Origin of the sequence: Marinobacter daqiaonensis, from assembly GCF_900115285.1 — a bacterium.
GTDB lineage: Bacteria > Pseudomonadota > Gammaproteobacteria > Pseudomonadales > Oleiphilaceae > Marinobacter > Marinobacter daqiaonensis.
This window is the reverse complement of the sequence record NZ_FOYW01000001.1, coordinates 1,213,774-1,232,132: the sequence shown is the minus strand read 5'-3', so window position 1 is coordinate 1,232,132 and position 18,359 is coordinate 1,213,774. Positions and strand designations below refer to the sequence as shown.

18 protein-coding genes are annotated in these 18,359 nt (G+C 62.1%); 13 read left to right on the top strand and 5 right to left on the bottom strand.

The genetic code is table 11. The features are described 5' to 3' along the window. Positions 1-86 precede the first annotated feature (86 nt). The 6 genes from hfq (at position 87) to BM346_RS05635 (ending at position 6,676) form a co-directional block, all read left to right on the top strand. Positions 87-338, top strand: a complete 252-nt coding sequence (hfq, locus tag BM346_RS05660) for an RNA chaperone Hfq (protein ID WP_092009645.1) — start codon at positions 87-89, stop codon at positions 336-338. A gap of 119 nt (positions 339-457) precedes the next feature. Continuing rightward, complete coding sequence (gene hflX, locus BM346_RS05655) at positions 458-1,759, top strand: ribosome rescue GTPase HflX (RefSeq protein ID WP_092009643.1); 1,302 nt, start codon at positions 458-460, stop codon at positions 1,757-1,759. 98 nt (positions 1,760-1,857) lie between these two features. Beyond that, positions 1,858-3,069 (top strand): FtsH protease activity modulator HflK, encoded by a 1,212-nt coding sequence (hflK, locus tag BM346_RS05650; protein ID WP_092009641.1) that lies wholly within the window; start codon positions 1,858-1,860, stop codon positions 3,067-3,069. Positions 3,070-3,071: 2 nt separating this feature from the next. Beyond that, positions 3,072-3,950, top strand: coding sequence for a protease modulator HflC (hflC, locus tag BM346_RS05645; protein ID WP_092009639.1), 879 nt, complete (start codon positions 3,072-3,074; stop codon positions 3,948-3,950). Positions 3,951-4,152: 202 nt separating this feature from the next. Beyond that, the gene (locus tag BM346_RS05640) at positions 4,153-5,334 is read left to right on the top strand and encodes an ATP phosphoribosyltransferase regulatory subunit (protein WP_092009637.1); all 1,182 of its coding nucleotides are present in this window, start codon (positions 4,153-4,155) and stop codon (positions 5,332-5,334) included. Between the two features lie 46 nt (positions 5,335-5,380). Then, positions 5,381-6,676: an adenylosuccinate synthase gene (locus BM346_RS05635; RefSeq protein WP_092009635.1), complete on the top strand. Its 1,296-nt coding sequence runs from the start codon at positions 5,381-5,383 to the stop codon at positions 6,674-6,676. A gap of 49 nt (positions 6,677-6,725) precedes the next feature. On the opposite strand, the gene cmoB is transcribed toward BM346_RS05635, so the two are convergent. The 4 genes from cmoB to BM346_RS05615 are packed head-to-tail and all read right to left on the bottom strand — an operon-like array spanning position 6,726 to position 9,926. Then, positions 6,726-7,748, bottom strand: a complete 1,023-nt coding sequence (cmoB, locus tag BM346_RS05630) for a tRNA 5-methoxyuridine(34)/uridine 5-oxyacetic acid(34) synthase CmoB (protein ID WP_092009633.1) — start codon at positions 7,746-7,748, stop codon at positions 6,726-6,728. Between the two features lie 22 nt (positions 7,749-7,770). Then, the gene (gene cmoA / locus BM346_RS05625; protein ID WP_092009631.1) at positions 7,771-8,532 is read right to left on the bottom strand and encodes a carboxy-S-adenosyl-L-methionine synthase CmoA; all 762 of its coding nucleotides are present in this window, start codon (positions 8,530-8,532) and stop codon (positions 7,771-7,773) included. Between the two features lie 10 nt (positions 8,533-8,542). Further along, positions 8,543-8,875 (bottom strand): kinase, encoded by a 333-nt coding sequence (locus BM346_RS05620; RefSeq protein WP_092009629.1) that lies wholly within the window; start codon positions 8,873-8,875, stop codon positions 8,543-8,545. A 31-nt stretch (positions 8,876-8,906) separates the two neighbouring features. Continuing rightward, positions 8,907-9,926, bottom strand: coding sequence for a serine/threonine protein kinase (locus BM346_RS05615; protein ID WP_092009627.1), 1,020 nt, complete (start codon positions 9,924-9,926; stop codon positions 8,907-8,909). 113 nt (positions 9,927-10,039) lie between these two features. Here BM346_RS05615 and BM346_RS05610 point away from each other — a divergent pair, with 113 nt between their 5' ends. Next, positions 10,040-11,143, top strand: coding sequence for an NAD(P)/FAD-dependent oxidoreductase (locus tag BM346_RS05610; protein ID WP_227662882.1), 1,104 nt, complete (start codon positions 10,040-10,042; stop codon positions 11,141-11,143). Here BM346_RS05610 and BM346_RS18235 read toward each other — a convergent pair. Then, a complete protein-coding gene (locus tag BM346_RS18235) occupies positions 11,084-11,926 on the bottom strand; it encodes a ComF family protein (protein ID WP_092009624.1) in 843 nt (280 codons plus the stop codon). The genes BM346_RS05610 and BM346_RS18235 overlap by 60 nt on opposite strands. A gap of 50 nt (positions 11,927-11,976) precedes the next feature. On the opposite strand from BM346_RS18235, the gene bioB reads away from it, so the two are divergent. The 6 genes from bioB (at position 11,977) to BM346_RS05575 (ending at position 18,223) form a co-directional block, all read left to right on the top strand. After that, positions 11,977-13,035 carry a biotin synthase BioB gene (gene bioB / locus BM346_RS05600; RefSeq protein WP_092009622.1) on the top strand — a complete coding sequence of 353 codons (1,059 nt, stop codon included), beginning with the start codon at positions 11,977-11,979 and terminating at the stop codon, positions 13,033-13,035. Then, a complete protein-coding gene (gene bioF / locus BM346_RS05595; RefSeq protein WP_092009620.1) occupies positions 13,035-14,216 on the top strand; it encodes an 8-amino-7-oxononanoate synthase in 1,182 nt (393 codons plus the stop codon). The genes bioB and bioF overlap by 1 nt, the downstream gene beginning before the upstream one ends. A 35-nt stretch (positions 14,217-14,251) precedes the next feature. Then, positions 14,252-14,956 (top strand): dethiobiotin synthase, encoded by a 705-nt coding sequence (gene bioD / locus BM346_RS05590; protein WP_092009618.1) that lies wholly within the window; start codon positions 14,252-14,254, stop codon positions 14,954-14,956. 168 nt (positions 14,957-15,124) lie between these two features. Then, a complete protein-coding gene (locus BM346_RS05585; protein ID WP_092013371.1) occupies positions 15,125-15,370 on the top strand; it encodes a flagellar basal body rod C-terminal domain-containing protein in 246 nt (81 codons plus the stop codon). A gap of 77 nt (positions 15,371-15,447) precedes the next feature. After that, on the top strand, positions 15,448-16,146 hold the full coding sequence (locus tag BM346_RS05580) for a putative metalloprotease CJM1_0395 family protein (protein ID WP_092009616.1): 699 nt from the start codon (positions 15,448-15,450) through the stop codon (positions 16,144-16,146). 277 nt (positions 16,147-16,423) lie between these two features. Next, positions 16,424-18,223, top strand: coding sequence for an acyl-CoA dehydrogenase C-terminal domain-containing protein (locus BM346_RS05575; protein WP_092009614.1), 1,800 nt, complete (start codon positions 16,424-16,426; stop codon positions 18,221-18,223). Positions 18,224-18,359: the final 136 nt, after the last annotated feature.

Below are 18,359 nucleotides of genomic sequence, written 5' to 3'. Positions count from 1 at the left end.
GAACCGGGCATTGACTAATGCCTGCGGGTTTCGTGGCCGCCTAAACTATGACGATCTGCACTATCAGAAAAACAGGAGAACTGAACATGTCAAAAGGGCACTCGTTACAAGACCCTTACCTTAACGCACTGCGCAAGGAGCGTATCCCGGTTTCCATCTTCCTGGTGAACGGTATCAAGTTGCAGGGCCAGGTAGAGTCATTTGACCAGTTTGTGATTTTGCTCAAGAATACCGTCAGTCAGATGGTGTACAAGCACGCGATTTCAACGGTCGTACCGGCACGGAACGTCCGGATCCCACCACAGACCCCTGCCGGGGAGCATGAAGCAGAAGATTGATCGAACCCTTGTGCGGTTTGTCAGCAAACCCGCACAGGCCGGACCCTATGACGGTCCTGCCTGTGCGGGTTTTTGCGTTTGTGCGCTGTCGGAGAGCTGTGTGACTGGAGGCTACTTTTTTGTTTGAACGTCCGAATGTCGGTGAGCGGGCTGTGCTCGTTCACATCGAGTTTACTTCCCATGGCAGCGAGTCCGAGGACCCCGGCGAGTTTCGGGAGCTGGTGATCTCGGCCAACGTCGAGCCGGTGGCCACGGTGACCGGTACGCGGAAGCAGCCCACCTCCCGGCTTTTCGTTGGAGAGGGGAAGCTGGAGGAGATCCGTGACGTGGTGGCGGCGAGCGAGGCGGACGTTGTGCTGTTCAACCATGCTCTCAGCCCGAGCCAGGAACGCAACATCGAGCGGGAACTCAAGTGCCGGGTACTGGACCGGACCGGGGTGATTCTGGACATTTTCGCCCAGCGGGCCCGTACCCACGAAGGTAAACTGCAGGTCGAGCTGGCACAGCTCGAACATATGTCCACTCGGCTGGTCCGGGGCTGGACGCACCTGGAGCGCCAGAAAGGCGGTATCGGCCTGCGGGGTCCCGGTGAGACCCAGCTGGAGACCGACCGGCGTCTGCTTCGGGAACGGATCAAGGCGATCCACAAGCGGCTGGAGAAAGTTCGCCGGCAGCGGGACCAGGGGCGTCGTGCCCGAATGCGTGCGGACATTCCGACGGTGTCCCTGGTGGGCTACACCAACGCCGGCAAGTCCACCCTTTTCAATCGCATTACCGAATCCGGTGTTTACACCGCCGATCAGTTGTTCGCCACCCTGGATCCCACCCTGCGGCGGCTGGAACTTCCCGACATCGGGCCTGTCGTTATTGCGGATACGGTGGGCTTCATCCGCCATCTGCCCCACAAGCTTGTGGAAGCTTTCCGTGCAACCCTCGAGGAGACCACCCAGGCGGCATTGCTGTTGCATGTGGTGGACTGTCATGACGAACGCCGTGATGACAACATGGAGCAGGTCGAGTCCGTGCTGGATGAGATCGGTGCGGACGAGGTGCCGGTTCTGGAAGTCTTCAACAAGATCGACCTGCTTGAGGAATTTTCCCCCAGGATTGAGCGGAACGAGGCGGGAGAGCCCGTTCGGGTCTGGGTATCCGCCCAGACCGGCGACGGTCTGGCACTGCTTTATGACGCCATTGTCGAGCGGCTGGCGGAAGACCTGCTTCACCACTGTGTGATTCTCGGCCCGACCGACGGCAGGCTGAGGGCCATGCTCCACGAGGCGGATTCGGTTATCAGCGAACGCTACCGGGACAATGGCGACGTGGTGCTGGAAGTGCGGTTGCAGAGCCGCGACTGGTATCAGCTGCTCAGTCGAGCCGGTATGACGCCCGGACAGGTGCGTACGGAAGCGCCTGCCTCGTGACGCATTGCAAAAAGCTCCGTTGCTATTGCCGGGGCTGATATAAATCCCTAGTATTTGCAGCCATTCACAATGCTTTAAACGTACAGACGGAGAGACCTATGGCCTGGAATGAACCGGGTGGGAACCGCAACGACAATGATCCCTGGGGTACCGGAGGTGGTCGTCGTGGTGGTAATGATCAGGGGCCCCCAGACCTCGATGAAGCCCTGAAAAAGGGGCTCGACAAACTCAATCGCATGCTCGGTGGAAAGGGCAACCGCTCCGGCGGCAGCGGCGGGGGTTCTGGCGGTAGCGGCGGCAGCGCGGCTGGTATCGGTGCGGTACTTGCCCTGGGTGCAATTATTGTTGCCGGCTATGTGGTCTTTCAGTCTTTCTACACTGTGGACGAGCAGGAGCGGGCCGTGGTGCTCCGTTTCGGTGAGTATCACCGCACCGAGAACCCCGGTCTGCGGTTCAAGCTGCCGCTGGTCGAGTCCGCCACCAAGGTTCGGGTGACCAACGTCCGGAACGCCGAATCCAGGGGCCAGATGCTGACCCAGGATGAAAACCTGGTGTCGGTGGAACTTCAGGTCCAGTACCGGGTTGCGGATGCCAAGGCCTACGTGTTGAACGTCCGGGACTCCAATCAGGCCCTGGCTTTTGCAACCGACAGTGCCCTCAGGCATGAAGTGGGCAGTACCACCCTGGACCAGGTTCTGACCGAGGGCCGGGCGGAGCTTGCCATTAACGTCGAGCAGCGGCTGCAGAGCTTCCTGGCGGACTACAGCACCGGTCTTGAAATCGTTCAGGTAAACGTCGAGAGCACCCAGCCGCCTGAGGCGGTGCAGGACGCCTTCCGCGAGGTTCAGAGAGCCCGGGAAGACGAGCAGCGGTTCAAGGAAGAGGCCGAGACCTACCGCAACAGGGTCGTTCCGGAAGCACGGGGCCGTGCCCAGCGACTGCTTGAGGAAGCCATGGCCTACAAGGAGGAAGTGATCGAGCGGGCCCGGGGTGAAACCGCGCGTTTCACCGAGTTGCTGAGCGTTTACCAGAACGCGCCTGAAGTGACCCGTGAGCGCATGTACCTGCAGGCCCTTGAGAACGTCTTCACCAACACCAGCAAGGTGCTTGTGGACACCGACAGTTCGGGCAACATGATGTACCTGCCCCTGGACCGGATCATGAGCGATCAGAACCAGGCAGCGGTATCCGGTTCGCGCTCTGACAGCAGTCAGCGTACGGACGAGCAGAACATCCAGGCCCTTACGGACCGGGTGATCGAGGAGCTCCGCAACCGTCAGGAATCCAGTAACAGCCGGGGAGGTCGATAATTATGGGCCCTAAAAGCATTGCGGGCATTGCAGGTGCCCTGGTCGTGGTCCTGCTGGTGCTGTCGAGCGTTTATATCATTCCGGAGACCCATCGCGGCGTTGTCCTGAGGTTTGGTGAACTGATCGAGACCGATGTGCCGGCTGGTCTGCACTTCAAGGTGCCGGTGGTGGATCAGGTGCGTGAATTCGACGTCCGGCTTCTGACCACCGACCTTCCGGCGAAGCAGTACCTGACGGCGGAGAAGAAGCCGCTGGACGTGGATTCCTATGTGGCCTGGCGTATTCAGGACGTGGACGAGTATTACCGGTCCACCGGGGGTGACGAGCTTCGCGCCCAGTCGCTGCTGCTGTCCCGGATCGACAACGGCCTGAGGGATGAGTTCGGTGTCCGCACCATGCACGAGGTGGTTTCCGGTCAGCGGGATGAGCTGATGGAAAACCTGACCGCGCGGGTCGACGAGCGGGTTCGGGAGGCCTTTGGTATCGAAGTGATAGATATCCGGGTCAAGGCCATCGAGCTGCCCCAGTCCGTCAGCGAAAACGTCTTCCGCCGAATGGCAACCGAGCGCGAAAAGCTGGCTCAGGAGTTCCGCTCCCGCGGCCGCGAGCTGGCGGAGGGGATCCGCGCCGATGCAGATCGTCAGAGGACTGTGACCCTGGCAGAGGCCTTTGCCGAGGCGGAGGAGACCCGCGGTGAGGGTGATGGTGAGGCCGCCCGCATCTACGCCGGCGCCTATGGCGCGGATCCGGAGTTCTACAGCCTGTATCGCAGCCTCGAAGCCTATCAGCGCACCTTCTCCGGCAAGGACGATCTGATGGTCATCGATACGGATAGCGAGTTCCTGCGCTACCTGAAGGATCCCACCCCCGCCACTAACTGATCGGGCCGGACCTTTGCCGGAAAACCAGAAAACCGGAACGCCCTGGGCCCACAGGGCCGTTCCGGTTTTTTTGTGGGCGGCAAAGGTGTAGAATCCGCCGGGTTTTGCATAAAAGAATGGAGCGTCCCCACGAGGGTTGCTTCGCCTCTGAGCCGCACTGGCGAATCCGGCAAACTGACTCAAGCGAAAAGGTAAACAGGACATGACGGTTTCTGACCGCTGGCTGCTTCCCGACGGCGTGGAAGACATCCTTCCGCCCCTGGCAGGGCAGATAGAATCCCTGCGCCGTGAGGTGATGGATACCTGTCAGCGGTGGGGGTACCAACTGGTGATTCCGCCCCTGATCGAATATCTGGAATCGCTGTTTACCGGCACCGGCCATGACCTGGCGCTGCAGACCTTCAAGCTGACCGACCAGCTCACCGGGCGAATGATGGGTGTCCGGGCCGATATGACGCCTCAGGCGGCTCGAATTGATGCCCATACGCTGCACCAGGAAGGCATTACCCGGCTGTGCTACGCCGGACATGTTCTTCACGCGCGGCCCCAGCACATGCTGACCGGGCGGACACCGATCCAGGCCGGCTGTGAGCTCTTTGGCAGCTCGTCCGAGGAAGCCGACCTGGAAGTGATCCGGCTGATGCTGGATACCCTCAAGGTGGCGGGTATCGATTCGATTCACCTGGATCTTGCCCACGTTTCCATCTACCAGTCCCTTATCGAGGCGGCGGACGTCGATGAGCAGACCAGGGCAGCCATTTTTGACGCCATGGCCCGCAAGTCCATCCCCGAACTGGACGAACTTCTGGGCGAGGCTCCCGCGGGTTCGCCAGGAGCCCACCTGCGCACCCTCGCCCGGGTCAGCGGAGGTGCTGAAGCCCTGAAGACTGCCCGCCGTGCCCTGGAAGGGGCTCCGGTCAATGTCCTGTCCGCCCTGGACCAGCTTGAGCGCATTGCCGGACGACTTCAGGACGGCCATCCCGAACTGAAGCTCGGCTTCGATTTCTGTGAGCTGCGGGGCTACAACTACCATACCGGTCTGGTGTTTGCCGCTTATGTTCCGGGCCACGGCGATGCCGTGGGCAAGGGCGGCCGGTATGATGCCATCGGCCAGGACTTTGGCCGGGCCCGGCCCGCTACTGGCTTCAGCCTGGATGTGCGGGCACTGGTGTACCTGGGCAGCCGGGTCGGCAAGCCCCGCTCCGTGATCTGGGCTCCGCCGGAGCCGGATGCCAGCCTGGAAACGGCTATTGCGGAGCTGCGCAGGACCGAAACGGTGGTGCGGGCCCTTCCGGAAGATGTAAGTGTCAATCCCGCCGAACGCGGCTGTGACCGGGTGCTGGTCAAGCGCGAAGGTCGGTGGATTGTCGAACAACTGGATTAAATTTGGCAGACCGGTCCCCACGGGCCGGCCGGTATGAGAGATCGTCATGGGAAAGAACGTCGTAGTGCTGGGAACCCAATGGGGTGATGAAGGCAAGGGCAAGATCGTCGACCTGCTCACCGACCAGGTGACCGCTGTCGTGCGTTTCCAGGGTGGCCACAATGCAGGTCATACCCTGGTGATCGAGGGTAAGAAGACCGCCCTGCACCTGATTCCCTCCGGTATCCTGCGGAAGCACGTCCAGTGCCTGATCGGCAACGGTGTGGTGCTGTCACCGGAAGCCCTGCTCAAGGAGGTCCGCGAGCTGGAGGCAAGCGGGGTGGCGGTTCGCGATCGCCTGCGCATCAGCCATGCCTGCCCGCTGATTCTGCCGACCCATGTGCGCATCGATCAGGCCCGTGAGCGGGCCAGGGGCAACGACAAGATCGGCACCACCGGCCGTGGTATCGGTCCCGCATACGAGGACAAGGTCTCCCGCCGGGGCCTGAGGCTCGGGGACCTGTTCAATCCGGAGGCCTTCGAGGTCAAGCTGCGGGAGATCATGAGCTATCACAACTTCGTGCTCACCGAGTATTTCGGGGAGCAGGCGGAGGACATCGATCAGGCCCTCGCCAACCTCAAGGAGATGGGCAAGGAGATCCTGCCCATGGCGGCGGACGTAACCGATCTGCTTCACGATTACCGCAAGCGCGGGGAAAATATCCTGTTCGAGGGCGCCCAGGGGTCCTTGCTGGATATCGATCTGGGTACCTACCCCTTTGTGACCTCCTCCAACACCACGGCCGGTGGCACCGCGACAGGCTCCGGATTCGGTCCGCTGTTCCTCGACTATGTGCTGGGCATCACCAAGGCCTATACCACGCGGGTTGGTTCAGGTCCGTTCCCCACCGAGTTGTTCGATGAGATGGGGCAGCATCTGGCAGTGAAGGGCAATGAGATTGGCACCACCACCGGTCGCTCCCGTCGTTGCGGCTGGTTTGATGCCGTGGCCCTGCGCCACGCCATCCAGATCAACAGTGTTTCCGGCATCTGCCTGACCAAGCTGGACGTGCTGGATGGTATGGACTCGGTAAAGGTATGCGTCGGGTACAAGACCCCGACGGGAGAAATGAGCCGCCCACCCATCAACGTGGAAGAGTATGGCCTGATCGAGCCGGTATACGAAGAGCTGCCTGGCTGGAGCGAGAGCACCGTTGGCCTGACCACGCTGGATCAGCTGCCGGAGAATGCCCGCTCCTATATCCGCTTCCTGGAAGAGCAGATCGAGGCGCCCATCGATATCATTTCCACCGGTCCCGACCGGGTGGAGACCATCACCATGCGCCATCCCTTCGGCGCCTGAACGGCGTGACTCCAAAAGGCGGCCATCTGGCCGCCTTTCGCATTTGTGGCTACCCCTGTTTTCCGGGGGGCTTGCGTTTTCCCGGTTTCCGGGCGATGACAGTGGCTCGCATGGGTCCGGGATACCCCTCGATGGTTCTTGATGGATCGTCCGGGTCGAGAAAGTGATCCAGTGACTGGAACCGCATCCAGTCCGTCGATCGTTGTTCTTCCGTTGTTGTCACCGTCACGTCCACCACTTCAGCGTCTCTCAGTCCGGCCCGGTCCATCCAGCGCAGAAGGGTGGCGCTGGATGGCAGGAACCAGACATTGCGCATCTGCCCGTAACGGTCTTCGGGCATCAGGCTGTATCCTTCGGGACCATCCACCACCAGGGTTTCCAGGACCAGTTCGCCGCCGGGACGGAGGGTGTCCTTGAGCTCCAGGAGGTGGTCAATGGGAGAGCGCCGGTGATAGAGCACGCCCATGGAGAAAGTGGTATCGAAGTATTCCAGCGGGCGTGGCAGCTCCTCTATACGAAGCGGCAACAGGTCCACCGGCGCCGAGGGCTGATACCGCTTGACCGCCAGGAACTGGAAGAGAAAGAGCAGGCCAGGGTCGATTCCAATAACTTCCGAGGCGCCGGCGCCGTACATGCGCCACAGGTGATAGCCGGATCCGCAGCCTACGTCCAGCACCCGGCGGCCGTTGAGGTCACTGAGGGAGGGGGCAACCCGGTCCCACTTCCAGTCGGAACGCCATTCCGTGTCCACCAGCGTGCCAAAGAACCGGAAGGGGCCCTTGCGCCAGGGCATGAGTCCCCTCAGTCCGGCTTCGAGCTGTTCCGTCTCAGGGGAGGACAGCGGGACGAGGCTATCCACCGTGACCTCGCTGCGATCGTTGTAGACCAGGGCGTCGGAGCGCTCGGGAAGTTGCGCCAGGGCCGCGGCCCAACGAGGGAGGTCGCCATGGGGATTGGTGACGAAGCGGGTATGAAGCTGCTCGCGGATCTGGGCGGCCCGGTCCTGCCAGCCTTCGCTTTCCAGTCTCGCCAGCATGGCTTCCCACGTCTGTTCCCAGTTGAAGTCCGTCATTTCAGGGTCTCCCTTGGTGGTGTCAGGCGGGCTTGAAGGCCAGCATGGAGACGAAGTTGAAGCACTGGTACCAGACCATGACATCGCGAAAGCCGGCTTCTTCCAGACGTTCCCGATGGCCCGAAAGGGTTTCCGGTATGAGAACCTGTTCCAGGGCCGACCGCTTCTGGCTGATCTCAAGGTCGGAGTAGCCGTTGGCGCGTTTGAACTCATGGTGCAGGCGGGTCTGCACCTCCTGTTCCTGTGGCCGCTCAAAGCGGATTTTTTCGGACAGGATCAGTACGCCCCCAGGGCGGGTCGCCCCGGCAATACGCGCCAGCAACTCAGGTCGCTGCGCTGGCGGAACGAACTGAAGTGTGAAATTCAGGGTGGTCACGGACGCGTCCTGGATCGTCGTCTCCAGAATGTCTTCGCAGCGCAGTTCCACCGGCAGCGGGTGGTCGTCCAGGGCGATATGGTGCCGGCACCGTTCGATCATCGCTTCGGAGTTGTCCACGCCCACCAGGGTGCAGCCGCTCTCCGGGAGGCCATGGCGCATGGCCAGGGTGGACGCCCCAAGGGAGCAGCCCAGGTCGTAACAGTGAGAGCCTGGCTGGGCGTACTGCTCGGTAATGACCTCGATCATGGGGATGATGGTGGTGTAGCCGGGCACGGAGCGCCGGATCATGTCAGGGAATACCCGGGCGACGGAAGCATCGAAGCGGAAATCCTGCCGGGGCTGCTCCCGGGCGAAGAGCCGGTCGGCCTCCTGCGTCGGAAACGGGGGTTGCTCGGTGTTCGACATGCAGTTCTCCTTACAGGTCGCCGCTCATGGGCGCCGGGCGGCAGCGAACCCCCCGGTTCTTGTAGTCCACCAGGACGCCCCTGTAATCCGGGTCGGCATCGGAGGCAATCGCCAGGTAGCCGTCCACGCAAACGGCATGGAGTTCCGAGGCTTTCGGCGACATACGGAAGTCCTCGCCCGGTTTGATATGGATGGCCTGAAAGTCCCCGACCGGCATGTGGTCCTTGTTGTCCGGATGGGCGATCTTGCCGCTCAGCTCCAGCACCAGCACAGTGGCGATAATGCTCACAATGGCGGTGACGATCAGGCTTCGGATTGTATAGGTCGCCTCATTCTGGCTCATGGATGCTCCATCGAAAGGTCGGAATGTCGGTTCAGTACTGGCCCGGGAGAGTCAGCACCGGGCCCTGAAGGGCCGCCAGCTGCTCCCGCAGCGACAGCACCTGGTCGGACCAGAACCGGGGTTGGGCAAACCAGGGGAAAAAACGGGGGAAGGCAGGGTCGTCCCAACGCTGGGCCAGCCATGCGCAGTGGGAAAGCTGCCGGTAGCAGCGCAGGGGTTCGATCAGGTAACGCTCACGGCGGTTGAAGTCCCGGAACATCTCGTATCCTTCCAACAGTTCCGCGAACTGCAGGCTTCGCTCATGGTCATCGCCGTTGAGCAGCAGCCACAGGTCCTGGATGGCCGGGCCCGAGCGGCAGTCATCCAGATCCACGAACAGCAGCCTGTCCTCCCGGACCAGGATGTTGCCGGCGTGGCAGTCACCGTGGAGCCGGATATTGTCCAGTTCCCCGGCCTGGTCGATAAGACGGGCACAGGCATCGATCAGGTCCGGAATCAGGCTGTCCCAGGCCGGACGCAGGTCCGCAGGAATCCAGCCATTCTCAGTCAGGTAGCGGCTGAAGTCGGTGATGCCCGGCAGTATGGCCATGGTGGGACGATGCTCAAAAGTGCCGGCGCCGCCCACGTTGTGCAATTGTCCCAGCCACTGGCCGAGCCGGTAGAGGGTGTCCGTCACACTGGTGTCCGGGGCCTGGCCGCCGCGCTGGTGGAAAAGTGCGAACAGGAATGCCTGGTGGCGGCCCAGAGTGTCACCGGATGGCAGACGCAGCGGAGCGACAACCGGTACTCCGGCCTCTTCCAGTTCCAGCGAGAACCGGTGTTCCTCCCGGATCTGGGCCTCGCTCCAGCGACCGGGGCGGTAGAACTTGGCGATCACCGGCGGCTGGTCGTCGAGCCCCACCTGGTAAACACGGTTCTCGTAGCTGTTCAGGGCGAACAGCCGGCCGCTGACCGGGAACTGCTCCTCCTCCACGGCATCCAGGATATGGTCCGGCGTCAGCGCGTCGTAGGGGTGGCTGCTGTTATTCGCCGCTATCTGGTCGGACGACATAGGACTCCCGTCGGTTCATGCAAAATGGTCGGGCCCCGGGCTTTTCCGGTGGCTCCGTGAATGACAGTATACCGGTTCATGCCTGTTCAGTTCAGCAATCCGGAGAGGAACACTTGGAAACCCTGCAAACCGACCTTGTGGTCATAGGCGCTGGCGTCGTGGGTCTGGCCGTTGCCCGGGAGCTGGCCCTGGCGGGCCAGGAGGTGATTGTCCTGGAGCAGGGCGCACAGTTCGGCGAAGGTATCTCGTCCCGTAACAGCGAAGTCATTCATGGCGGCATCTACTACCCTGCCGGCTCACTCAAGGCGCGTTTCTGCCTGGAAGGACGCGAGCTTCTCTATGGTTATTGCCAGACTCACCCGGTGGCCCACCGGCAGACCGGCAAATGGATCATTGCCAGCCATGACCGGCAGAGGGGGCCCCTGGAGCGGGTATATGATTCTGCCGCCGCCAATGGCGTGGCTCTGGAGGTAGCCGAGGGCGAGGCCCTGTGCCGGGCATTGCCCGGCGTTCAGGCTGTGGCCGGGCTCTATTCTCCCCGTACCGGGATAATCAGCAGTCATGAGTTGATGGTCTCCCTGCTGGGGGAGCTTGAGTCCGCCGGCGGGCAACTGGTTTGCCGTGCTCCGGTCATCGCTGTTACCAGTGATGAAGGTGGTCACACGCTGACTGTCGGTGGAGAGATGCCCTGCAGGCTGGCCTGCAAGCGGGTGGTGAATGCTGCCGGCCTTGGTGCGACACCCCTTGCCGGGAACTGGCAGGGATACGACCCCGGGTTCTGTCCGCCGGCCTGGTACGCCCGGGGAGTCTATTTTTCCTATAGTGGCCGCCACCCCTTCGACACACTGGTCTATCCCGTGCCCGAGCCCGGCGGACTCGGAGTACATCTGACCCTGGACCTGGCCGGCCAGGCCCGCTTCGGCCCTGATGTTGAGTGGATCCCGGCGCCGGACGTCACTGTCGATCCTGGAAGAAGGCAAGCGTTTGTCGATTCGATAAAACAGTGGTGGCCGGCACTGGAACCGGACCGGCTGCAGCCGGCTTATGCCGGAATACGACCCAAACTGGCGGGACCGGAGGCTGGGTTCGTTGACTTCCTCATCCAGGACGAGAGCGACCACGGGGTGCCGGGCCTGGTGCACCTGTTCGGCATCGAGTCACCCGGACTCACGTCCTGTCTCGCCATTGCCCGTCATGTAAAATCCCTGATGGCCTGAGTGTGCCGGGGTTCTCGCCAGGGCCCATACCTGGATCCGTTCCGCTCCGTGCTTTCGCAACAGCCACGCAAGAGTGCGCATGGTCGCGCCGGTGGTTACCACGTCATCAACGATCGCCAGATGGGCAGGCACCTCGCCGTTAACCTCGAAAACACCGCGGAGATTTCGCAACCGCTCCTGGCGGTCCAGCCCTGACTGGGCGGCGCTTTTGCGAACCCGGCGAACCCGCTGTCCCGACCAGGGAATGCCGGTGCGCTGGCTTATGGCTTCAGCGATCTCCGCCGCCTGGTTAAAGCCCCGCTGGCGTTCCCGCTGTCGATGCATGGGAGCCGGAACCAGGAGGTCAGGGCGCTGGTCCGGGCAGGCGGCGAGATAAGCCTCGACATGGCCGGCCATGTCGGCCAGCAGGGGCCGCCCGAAGGCCCGCTGCCGGTGATATTTGTAATGGCTGATCATCCGGTCCACGGGGAATTCATAGCGCCATGGCATAAAGGCGCGATCATAAGCCGGTGGATGCTTCAGGCATTCACCACAGATCAGCCCGGGCCGGGGCATGGCCAGGATGAGGGGAAGGCCGCACCGATGGCAGCATGTGTGGTTGATTGGCAGGTCGCTCCGGCAACCGGAGCAGAGTCCCTGGCGGGCGTCCTTACCCAGGCAGTTTACGCAGAGTTCCGGAAGCAGTGCGTACCTGCCGGTGCGGCGCAGTGCGGGGATGTCGGCACGAAACCGGTTAACCAAATCCCTGAATATGGTTGACAGTGGGGCGGGGGGCCTTATCATGCGGTTTATCCGTAAACCTTTAATGGCATACAAGTTAACAGGATGCTCCCATGACCGCCACTTCGATCCGCCACGACTGGACCCTGCAGGAAATTCGCGATCTGTTCGAATTGCCCTTCAACGACCTGATCTTCCGGGCCCAGACCGCTCACCGGCAGTTTTTCGATCCAAATGAGGTCCAGGTCAGCACCCTGTTGTCCATCAAGACCGGGGCCTGCCCGGAAGACTGCAAGTACTGCCCCCAGAGCGGTCACTACAATACCGGCCTGGAAAAGGAAAAGCTGCTGGAAATCGAAAAGGTGGTGGTGGAAGCCCGGGCAGCCAAAGAGAAAGGCGCGTCCCGCTTCTGCATGGGTGCCGCCTGGCGCAGCCCCACCAAGAAAGACATGCCCTACGTCACGGAAATGGTCCGCCAGGTGAAGTCCCTGGGCCTGGAAACCTGCATGACACTGGGCATGCTGGATGACAACCAGGCGGGTGAGCTGGCCGAGGCCGGCCTGGACTACTACAACCACAACCTCGATACCTCCGAGAAATTCTACAACCACATCATTACCACCCGTACCTATCAGGACCGTCTGGACACACTGGAGCGGGTCCGCAAGGCGGGGATGAAGGTATGCTGTGGCGGAATCATGGGGATGGGCGAAGATGCCGACGACCGTGCCGGCCTGCTGATGCAGCTGGCCAACCTTCCTCACCATCCGGAGAGCGTGCCCATCAACATGCTGGTCAAGGTGTCGGGAACCCCCATGGAGAATGTGGAAGACCTGGACCCCTTCGAGTTTGTCCGTACCATCGCCGTCGCCCGTATCCTGATGCCACAGTCCCACGTCCGCCTTTCGGCGGGACGCGAGGACATGAACGACCAGATGCAGGCCCTGTGTTTCCTGGCGGGCGCCAATTCCATTTTCTACGGCGAGAAGCTGCTGACCACCGCCAACCCGGAGGCGGACCACGACCGCCAGCTGTTCAAGCGCCTGGGTATCCGCCCGGAAGAGCGTGAGACCGGTCATACCGAAGAAGACCATGAAGAAGCCCTGGTTCACGCCCTGGAAGAAGAGCGTAACCGTCACCTGTTCTACGACGCCGCCCGGCAGAGCGCCTGATGCGCGATTTCGCCGCCGAACTCGATCAGCGCCGGGATGCCGGACTCTACCGGGTCCGTCGCCACATGGCGGGGCCCCATCAGCCCCAACTCACTGCTGACGGCAGGCCGGTACTGGCCTTCTGCAGCAATGATTATCTGGGGCTGGCAGGGCACCCGGAACTGATTGCGGCAGCCTCCCGAAGCCTTCAGGACAACGGAGTCGGCGGCGCGGCGTCCCACCTGATCTGCGGCCACCACGCCGAGCACCACCGCCTGGAAGAAGCGCTGGCCAGATTTACCCGTCGCTCCGGCGCGCTGTTCTTCTCCACCGGGTACATGGCCAATGTGGGCGTTATCACCGCCCTGGCGGGCAAGGGCGACACCATTTTTTCCGATGCACTGAACCACGCCTCCATTATCGACGGCTGCCGGCTCAGCGGAGCGAAAGTCAAAATCTATCCCCATTCCGACACCTGCGCGCTGGCGGCGCTTCTTGCGGAGACGGACGGCCACAAAGTGGTGGTGACGGATGGCGTCTTCAGCATGGACGGCGACGTTGCCCCTTTGCGGGAACTGGCCGCTCTTTGCCGCCGGCACGACGCGCTGCTGATCGTGGATGACGCCCACGGCTTCGGTTGTGTTGGTCCCGATGGTCGTGGCTCCGTACTGGAGGCCGGACTGAACGAGAACGATGTCCCGCTGGTGGTGGGTACCCTGGGCAAGGCCTTCGGGACCAGCGGCGCCTTTGTGGCGGGTCCGCCCCTGCTTCTGGATTACCTGGTTCAGAAAGCGCGCTCCTACATCTACACCACGGCCATGCCGCCGGCGCTGGCCTCAGCCTCATGCCGGAGCGTGGCGCTCGTTGAGCAGGAGCCCCAACGACGGCGCCAGCTTGACCGGCTGGTTAACCGGTTCCGGGCCGAGGCAGCCGCCATGGGTTACAACCTCATGGCCTCCGCCACACCCATCCAGCCGATCATGATTGGCGATGCCCATGAGGCCATGCGTCTTAGCGGGGCACTGGAACGGCACGGTATTCTGGTGACCGCGATACGTCCGCCTACCGTCCCGGCCGGAGAGTCCCGCTTGCGGGTGACCTTCAGTGCGGCCCACACCGATGAGCATCTTGACCGGTTACTGGACGCACTGTCCCGGCACGCGCCGATACAGGTCCCCCGGCGCGCCTTGGTCGGTGCCTGACACCTCAGGATTTTTCCCAGACAAGAGACCCGATTGTGGCCAAGCACACCTACTTTTTGACCGGTACCGACACAGAAGTCGGTAAGACCGTGGTAACCGCCGCCATTCTGAAAAAGGCGTCGAACCTGTCCCTGAAAACCGTGGCCATGAAGCCCGTCGCCTCCGGCTGCGAGCTGACCGCCGAAGGCCTGCGCAACGAAGATGCGCTCATGCTCATGGAACATATGACCGAGGTGCTGCCATACGAGCAGGTTAACCCCATCGCCCTGGAGCCGGCGATCGCGCCCCATGTTGCCGCCAGTCAGGCCGGACGCCAGTTGTCCGCCCAGCGCCTGGTCGGCCTGGCCCGGGGTCTGATGATGAAGCCCGCCGACCTGATGCTTATCGAAGGCGCCGGCGGCTGGCGGGTTCCCCTCAATGACCGGGAGACATACGCCCGCCTGCCCGCTGAACTGGGTCTTGGCGTGGTCGTGGTTGTGCCCCTGCGTTTAGGCTGTATCAATCACGCCCTGCTGACGGTGGAAGCCATCCGTCACGACGGCCTGACCGTCGCTGGCTGGGTTGCCAATCGTCCGGATGAGAAGCCGATGAGCTGTGAGCAGGAAACCCTGGATTTCCTGAAAGGCCACATGGGCGCCCCCTGTCTTGGGGTGCTTCCCTGGCTTCCACGGCTGGATATCGCGAAGCTGGCGCAGGAGCTGGATATTGACCCACTGCTTGCCAGAGCGGCTGTGTTCTGAGGCAGCTACCAAAAGGGCTGGAGGGCAAGTGGTTGGGGGGGCCAACCGCTTGCTCAGGCACTTGATTCCGTCTCCTTCGAGATACAGTCCGTAACCAAATCTGTTTGAAAACCATACATACCTGTGGCTCAATGGATACTGGTCCAGGCTCCGGGAGCTCTCCCCATGATGATCAATAATGCACTGAACATCGGCATCCAGGGTATCCAGGATGGCATGCAGGGTATGGAGGGCGCGGCCCGCAGGATTGCCCGTGGTGGAGCCGATGGTCCCCGGGGCAGTGCTGAAGGTGGTAACAGCCTCGTTGAGCCCATTGTTGACCTCAAGCTTTACGAGCGCAGCGTCGAGGCCTCCGCCCAGGTGGTCAAGACCGCGGATGAGACTCTTGGCACGCTGCTGGACATTCGCGCCTGACCGCCCGGTCTGACCGGCTGGCGGATAAGCAGGATCATCCCAGCATTCTGATCAGCAGTCCCTGACCGGGCACCACCATGATCATTGGCTCTCCCTTCTCCTATACGACTCCAGCTCCCATTGCCCCTGCCAGTGGTCGCGGCGTCATCGGTCCGGCGTCTGCGTCGGATACCCGTGCTGCCAGTGAGTCCATTTCCCCTGATACGGCCAGAGCCACCGACGAAAGTGTCGAAGTACGGGGCAACCGGGGGGAGGAACCGGGTAGCCGTCCCCGCAATAAGCGGGACGCGCCTACCGATCAGGGGCTGGACGAGCAACAGCTCAGGGAGTTGCAGGAACTCAAGGCCCGGGACCGGGAAGTAAAGGCGCACGAACAGGCTCACCAGGCGGTTGGCGGGCCCTATGCCGGCGCCGCCAGCTATACCTATCAGAGAGGCCCCGATGGCAATCAGTACGCCGTCGGCGGTGAAGTGCCCATCGACATTTCCCCGGTGGCGGGAGATCCCCGGGCCACCATCGAAAAAATGCGCACCGTGCGTGCCGCCGCCATGGCGCCCGCCCAGCCCTCCGGTCAGGACCGTGCCGTGGCCGCCCAGGCCATGCAGATCATGCTCCAGGCCCAGATGGAAGTGGCCCGTGAGCGGGGGCAGGCGGAGGCGACCCGGGCCGGTGGAGCCGGTTCCAGAGAAGGCGCCGCAGCGAGCAGCGCTTATGAGGCGGTCTCCGCCATGTCCGGAGCCTCCCAGTCCCGTAGCGCGTTCCAGGCGGTTGCCTGACTCCCACCCTGAGATAGCGGATTCGCCGTTCCGGTGATCCCTGTGTTTGCCCTTCGCGTTTTTAAGCTCCCCCCTACTAAATCCCTTGACAGACTGGCCTCTATAAACGTATGTTTCAAACAACCGTTTGAAGTGCCCATTACAGAGCCGTTGCCGGTCATTTTACAGGTGCTTCAGTCCCGGGATTGCCAGATCCGATCCGATTGTGAAGGGTCGGCTTAACCAGTAAGACCGTCAGGCTCGTATCCCCGAGCCCGAATGATGCGAGGTGAGTTCCATGCCCGAGTACAAAGCGCCACTGCGTGATATCAAGTTCGTCATGAACGAGTTGCTGAACAGTGAGCAGCATTACGCTTCCCTGCAGAATGCCGAGGATGCCACCCCGGATATGGTGGACGCGATCGTCCAGGAAGGCGCCAAGTTCTGTGAGCAGGTGCTTTCTCCTCTGAACCAGGTTGGTGACCGTGAGGGCTGTACCTGGAGCGAAGACGGCGTCAAAACCCCCACCGGCTTCAAAGAAGCCTACCAGCAGTATGTGGAAGGGGGCTGGCCCTCCATGACCTCCGATACCGAGTACGGCGGCCAGGGCCTGCCCAGCTCCGTGGGTATCGTGATGAGCGAGATGGTGGGAACCGCCAACTGGTCCTGGGGCATGTATCCCGGCCTGAGCCATGGCGCCATGAATACACTGGAAGCCCACGGCACTGAAGAACAGAAACAGACCTATCTCACCAAGCTGATCAGCGGCGAGTGGACCGGCACCATGTGCCTGACCGAACCCCACTGCGGTTCCGACCTGGGCACCCTGCGCACCAGGGCCGAACCCAACAGCGACGGTACCTACAGCATTACCGGCACCAAGATCTTCATCTCCGCCGGTGAACACGACATGGCCGAGAACATTGTGCACATTGTCCTGGCCCGCCTGCCGGGGGCCCCGGAAGGGACCAAGGGTATCTCCCTGTTCATCGTTCCCAAGCGCCTGCCCGATGAAGACGGCTCCGCCGGCGAGCGGAACGCGGTGTCCTGTGGCTCCCTTGAGCACAAGATGGGCATCCACGGTAACGCCACCTGCGTGATGAACTTCGATGGCGCCAGGGGTTGGCTGATCGGTCCGGAAAACCGCGGCCTCAACTGCATGTTCACCTTCATGAACACGGCCCGCATCGGTACCGCCATCCAGGGTCTGGGTGCGGCGGAACTGGGTTTCCAGGGCTCTCTTGCCTATGCCAAAGAGCGTCTGGCGATGCGTTCCCTGAGCGGTCCCAAGAATCCGGACGGACCAGCCGATCCGATCATTGTGCACCCGGATGTTCGCCGCATGCTGCTTACCCAGAAGGCGGTTGCCGAGGGTGCGCGGGCAATGATCTATCTGGCGGCCCAGCAATCGGACATTGTTGTCCGTGGCAAGACCGAGGAAGAGCGTCAGGCGGCGGATGCCATGCTGGGCTTTTTGACCCCGATCGCCAAGGCCTTCCTGACCGAGATCGGTTATGAATCCGCCAACCTGGGAATGCAGGTATTCGGAGGCCACGGCTTCATTTCCGAGTGGGGCATGGAGCAGAACGTCCGTGATGCCCGCATCGGCACCATCTATGAAGGCACCACCGGCATCCAGGCGCTGGATTTGCTGGGTCGCAAGGTCCTGATGAGCCAGGGTGAAGCCCTCAAGCAGTTCACCAAGGTCGTTCACGTGTTCTGCAAGGAAAACGCTGACAACGAACAGCTCAGGGAATTCATCGAGCCCCTCCAGACGCTCAACAGGGAGTGGGGCGAGATCACCATGAAGCTGGGCATGACCGCCATGCAGAATCGTGAGGAAGTGGGCGCCGCGGCGGTGGACTACCTGATGTACTCCGGTTACGCGGTCTTCGCCTACCTGTGGGCCCGCTCAGCGAAAGTGGCCCTGGACGCGATGGTTGAAGGCACCAGTGAAGAGGCCTTCTACGACGCCAAGATCCAGACCGCGCGCTTCTACTTCAAGCGCATGCTGCCTCGCACCCGCACCCATGTGGAAACCATGTTTGCCGGGGCGGATACCCTGCTGGGTCTGCCGGAAGAACACTTCGCGTTCTGACGCACCCGAGAATTACTTGCCGGTTGCTCACTCCGGCCAGTCCTGCCCGCGCTCCGCAAGGTCGCGGGCTTTTTTTACAGGCAGGTAACGCCAGGTACCTTTTCGAAAACTCAAGTGTTATCCAGCCTACGTTGAT

Bases quoted from the DNA above. Each gene is read 5' to 3' on its own strand.
- cmoA (WP_092009631.1), bottom strand. From the start codon at position 8,532: ATGTCGAACACCGAGCAACCCCCGTTTCCGACGCAGGAGGCCGACCGG.
- BM346_RS18235 (WP_092009624.1), bottom strand. From the start codon at position 11,926: ATGATAAGGCCCCCCGCCCCACTGTCAACCATATTCAGGGATTTGGTT.
- BM346_RS05585 (WP_092013371.1), top strand. From the start codon at position 15,125: ATGATCAATAATGCACTGAACATCGGCATCCAGGGTATCCAGGATGGC.
- BM346_RS05615 (WP_092009627.1), bottom strand. From the start codon at position 9,926: ATGTCGTCCGACCAGATAGCGGCGAATAACAGCAGCCACCCCTACGAC.
- bioF (WP_092009620.1), top strand. From the start codon at position 13,035: ATGCGCGATTTCGCCGCCGAACTCGATCAGCGCCGGGATGCCGGACTC.
- BM346_RS05620 (WP_092009629.1), bottom strand. From the start codon at position 8,875: ATGAGCCAGAATGAGGCGACCTATACAATCCGAAGCCTGATCGTCACC.
- hflK (WP_092009641.1), top strand. From the start codon at position 1,858: ATGGCCTGGAATGAACCGGGTGGGAACCGCAACGACAATGATCCCTGG.
- bioB (WP_092009622.1), top strand. From the start codon at position 11,977: ATGACCGCCACTTCGATCCGCCACGACTGGACCCTGCAGGAAATTCGC.
- BM346_RS05580 (WP_092009616.1), top strand. From the start codon at position 15,448: ATGATCATTGGCTCTCCCTTCTCCTATACGACTCCAGCTCCCATTGCC.
- hflC (WP_092009639.1), top strand. From the start codon at position 3,072: ATGGGCCCTAAAAGCATTGCGGGCATTGCAGGTGCCCTGGTCGTGGTC.
- BM346_RS05640 (WP_092009637.1), top strand. From the start codon at position 4,153: ATGACGGTTTCTGACCGCTGGCTGCTTCCCGACGGCGTGGAAGACATC.
- BM346_RS05575 (WP_092009614.1), top strand. From the start codon at position 16,424: ATGCCCGAGTACAAAGCGCCACTGCGTGATATCAAGTTCGTCATGAAC.
- BM346_RS05635 (WP_092009635.1), top strand. From the start codon at position 5,381: ATGGGAAAGAACGTCGTAGTGCTGGGAACCCAATGGGGTGATGAAGGC.
- hfq (WP_092009645.1), top strand. From the start codon at position 87: ATGTCAAAAGGGCACTCGTTACAAGACCCTTACCTTAACGCACTGCGC.
- cmoB (WP_092009633.1), bottom strand. From the start codon at position 7,748: ATGACGGACTTCAACTGGGAACAGACGTGGGAAGCCATGCTGGCGAGA.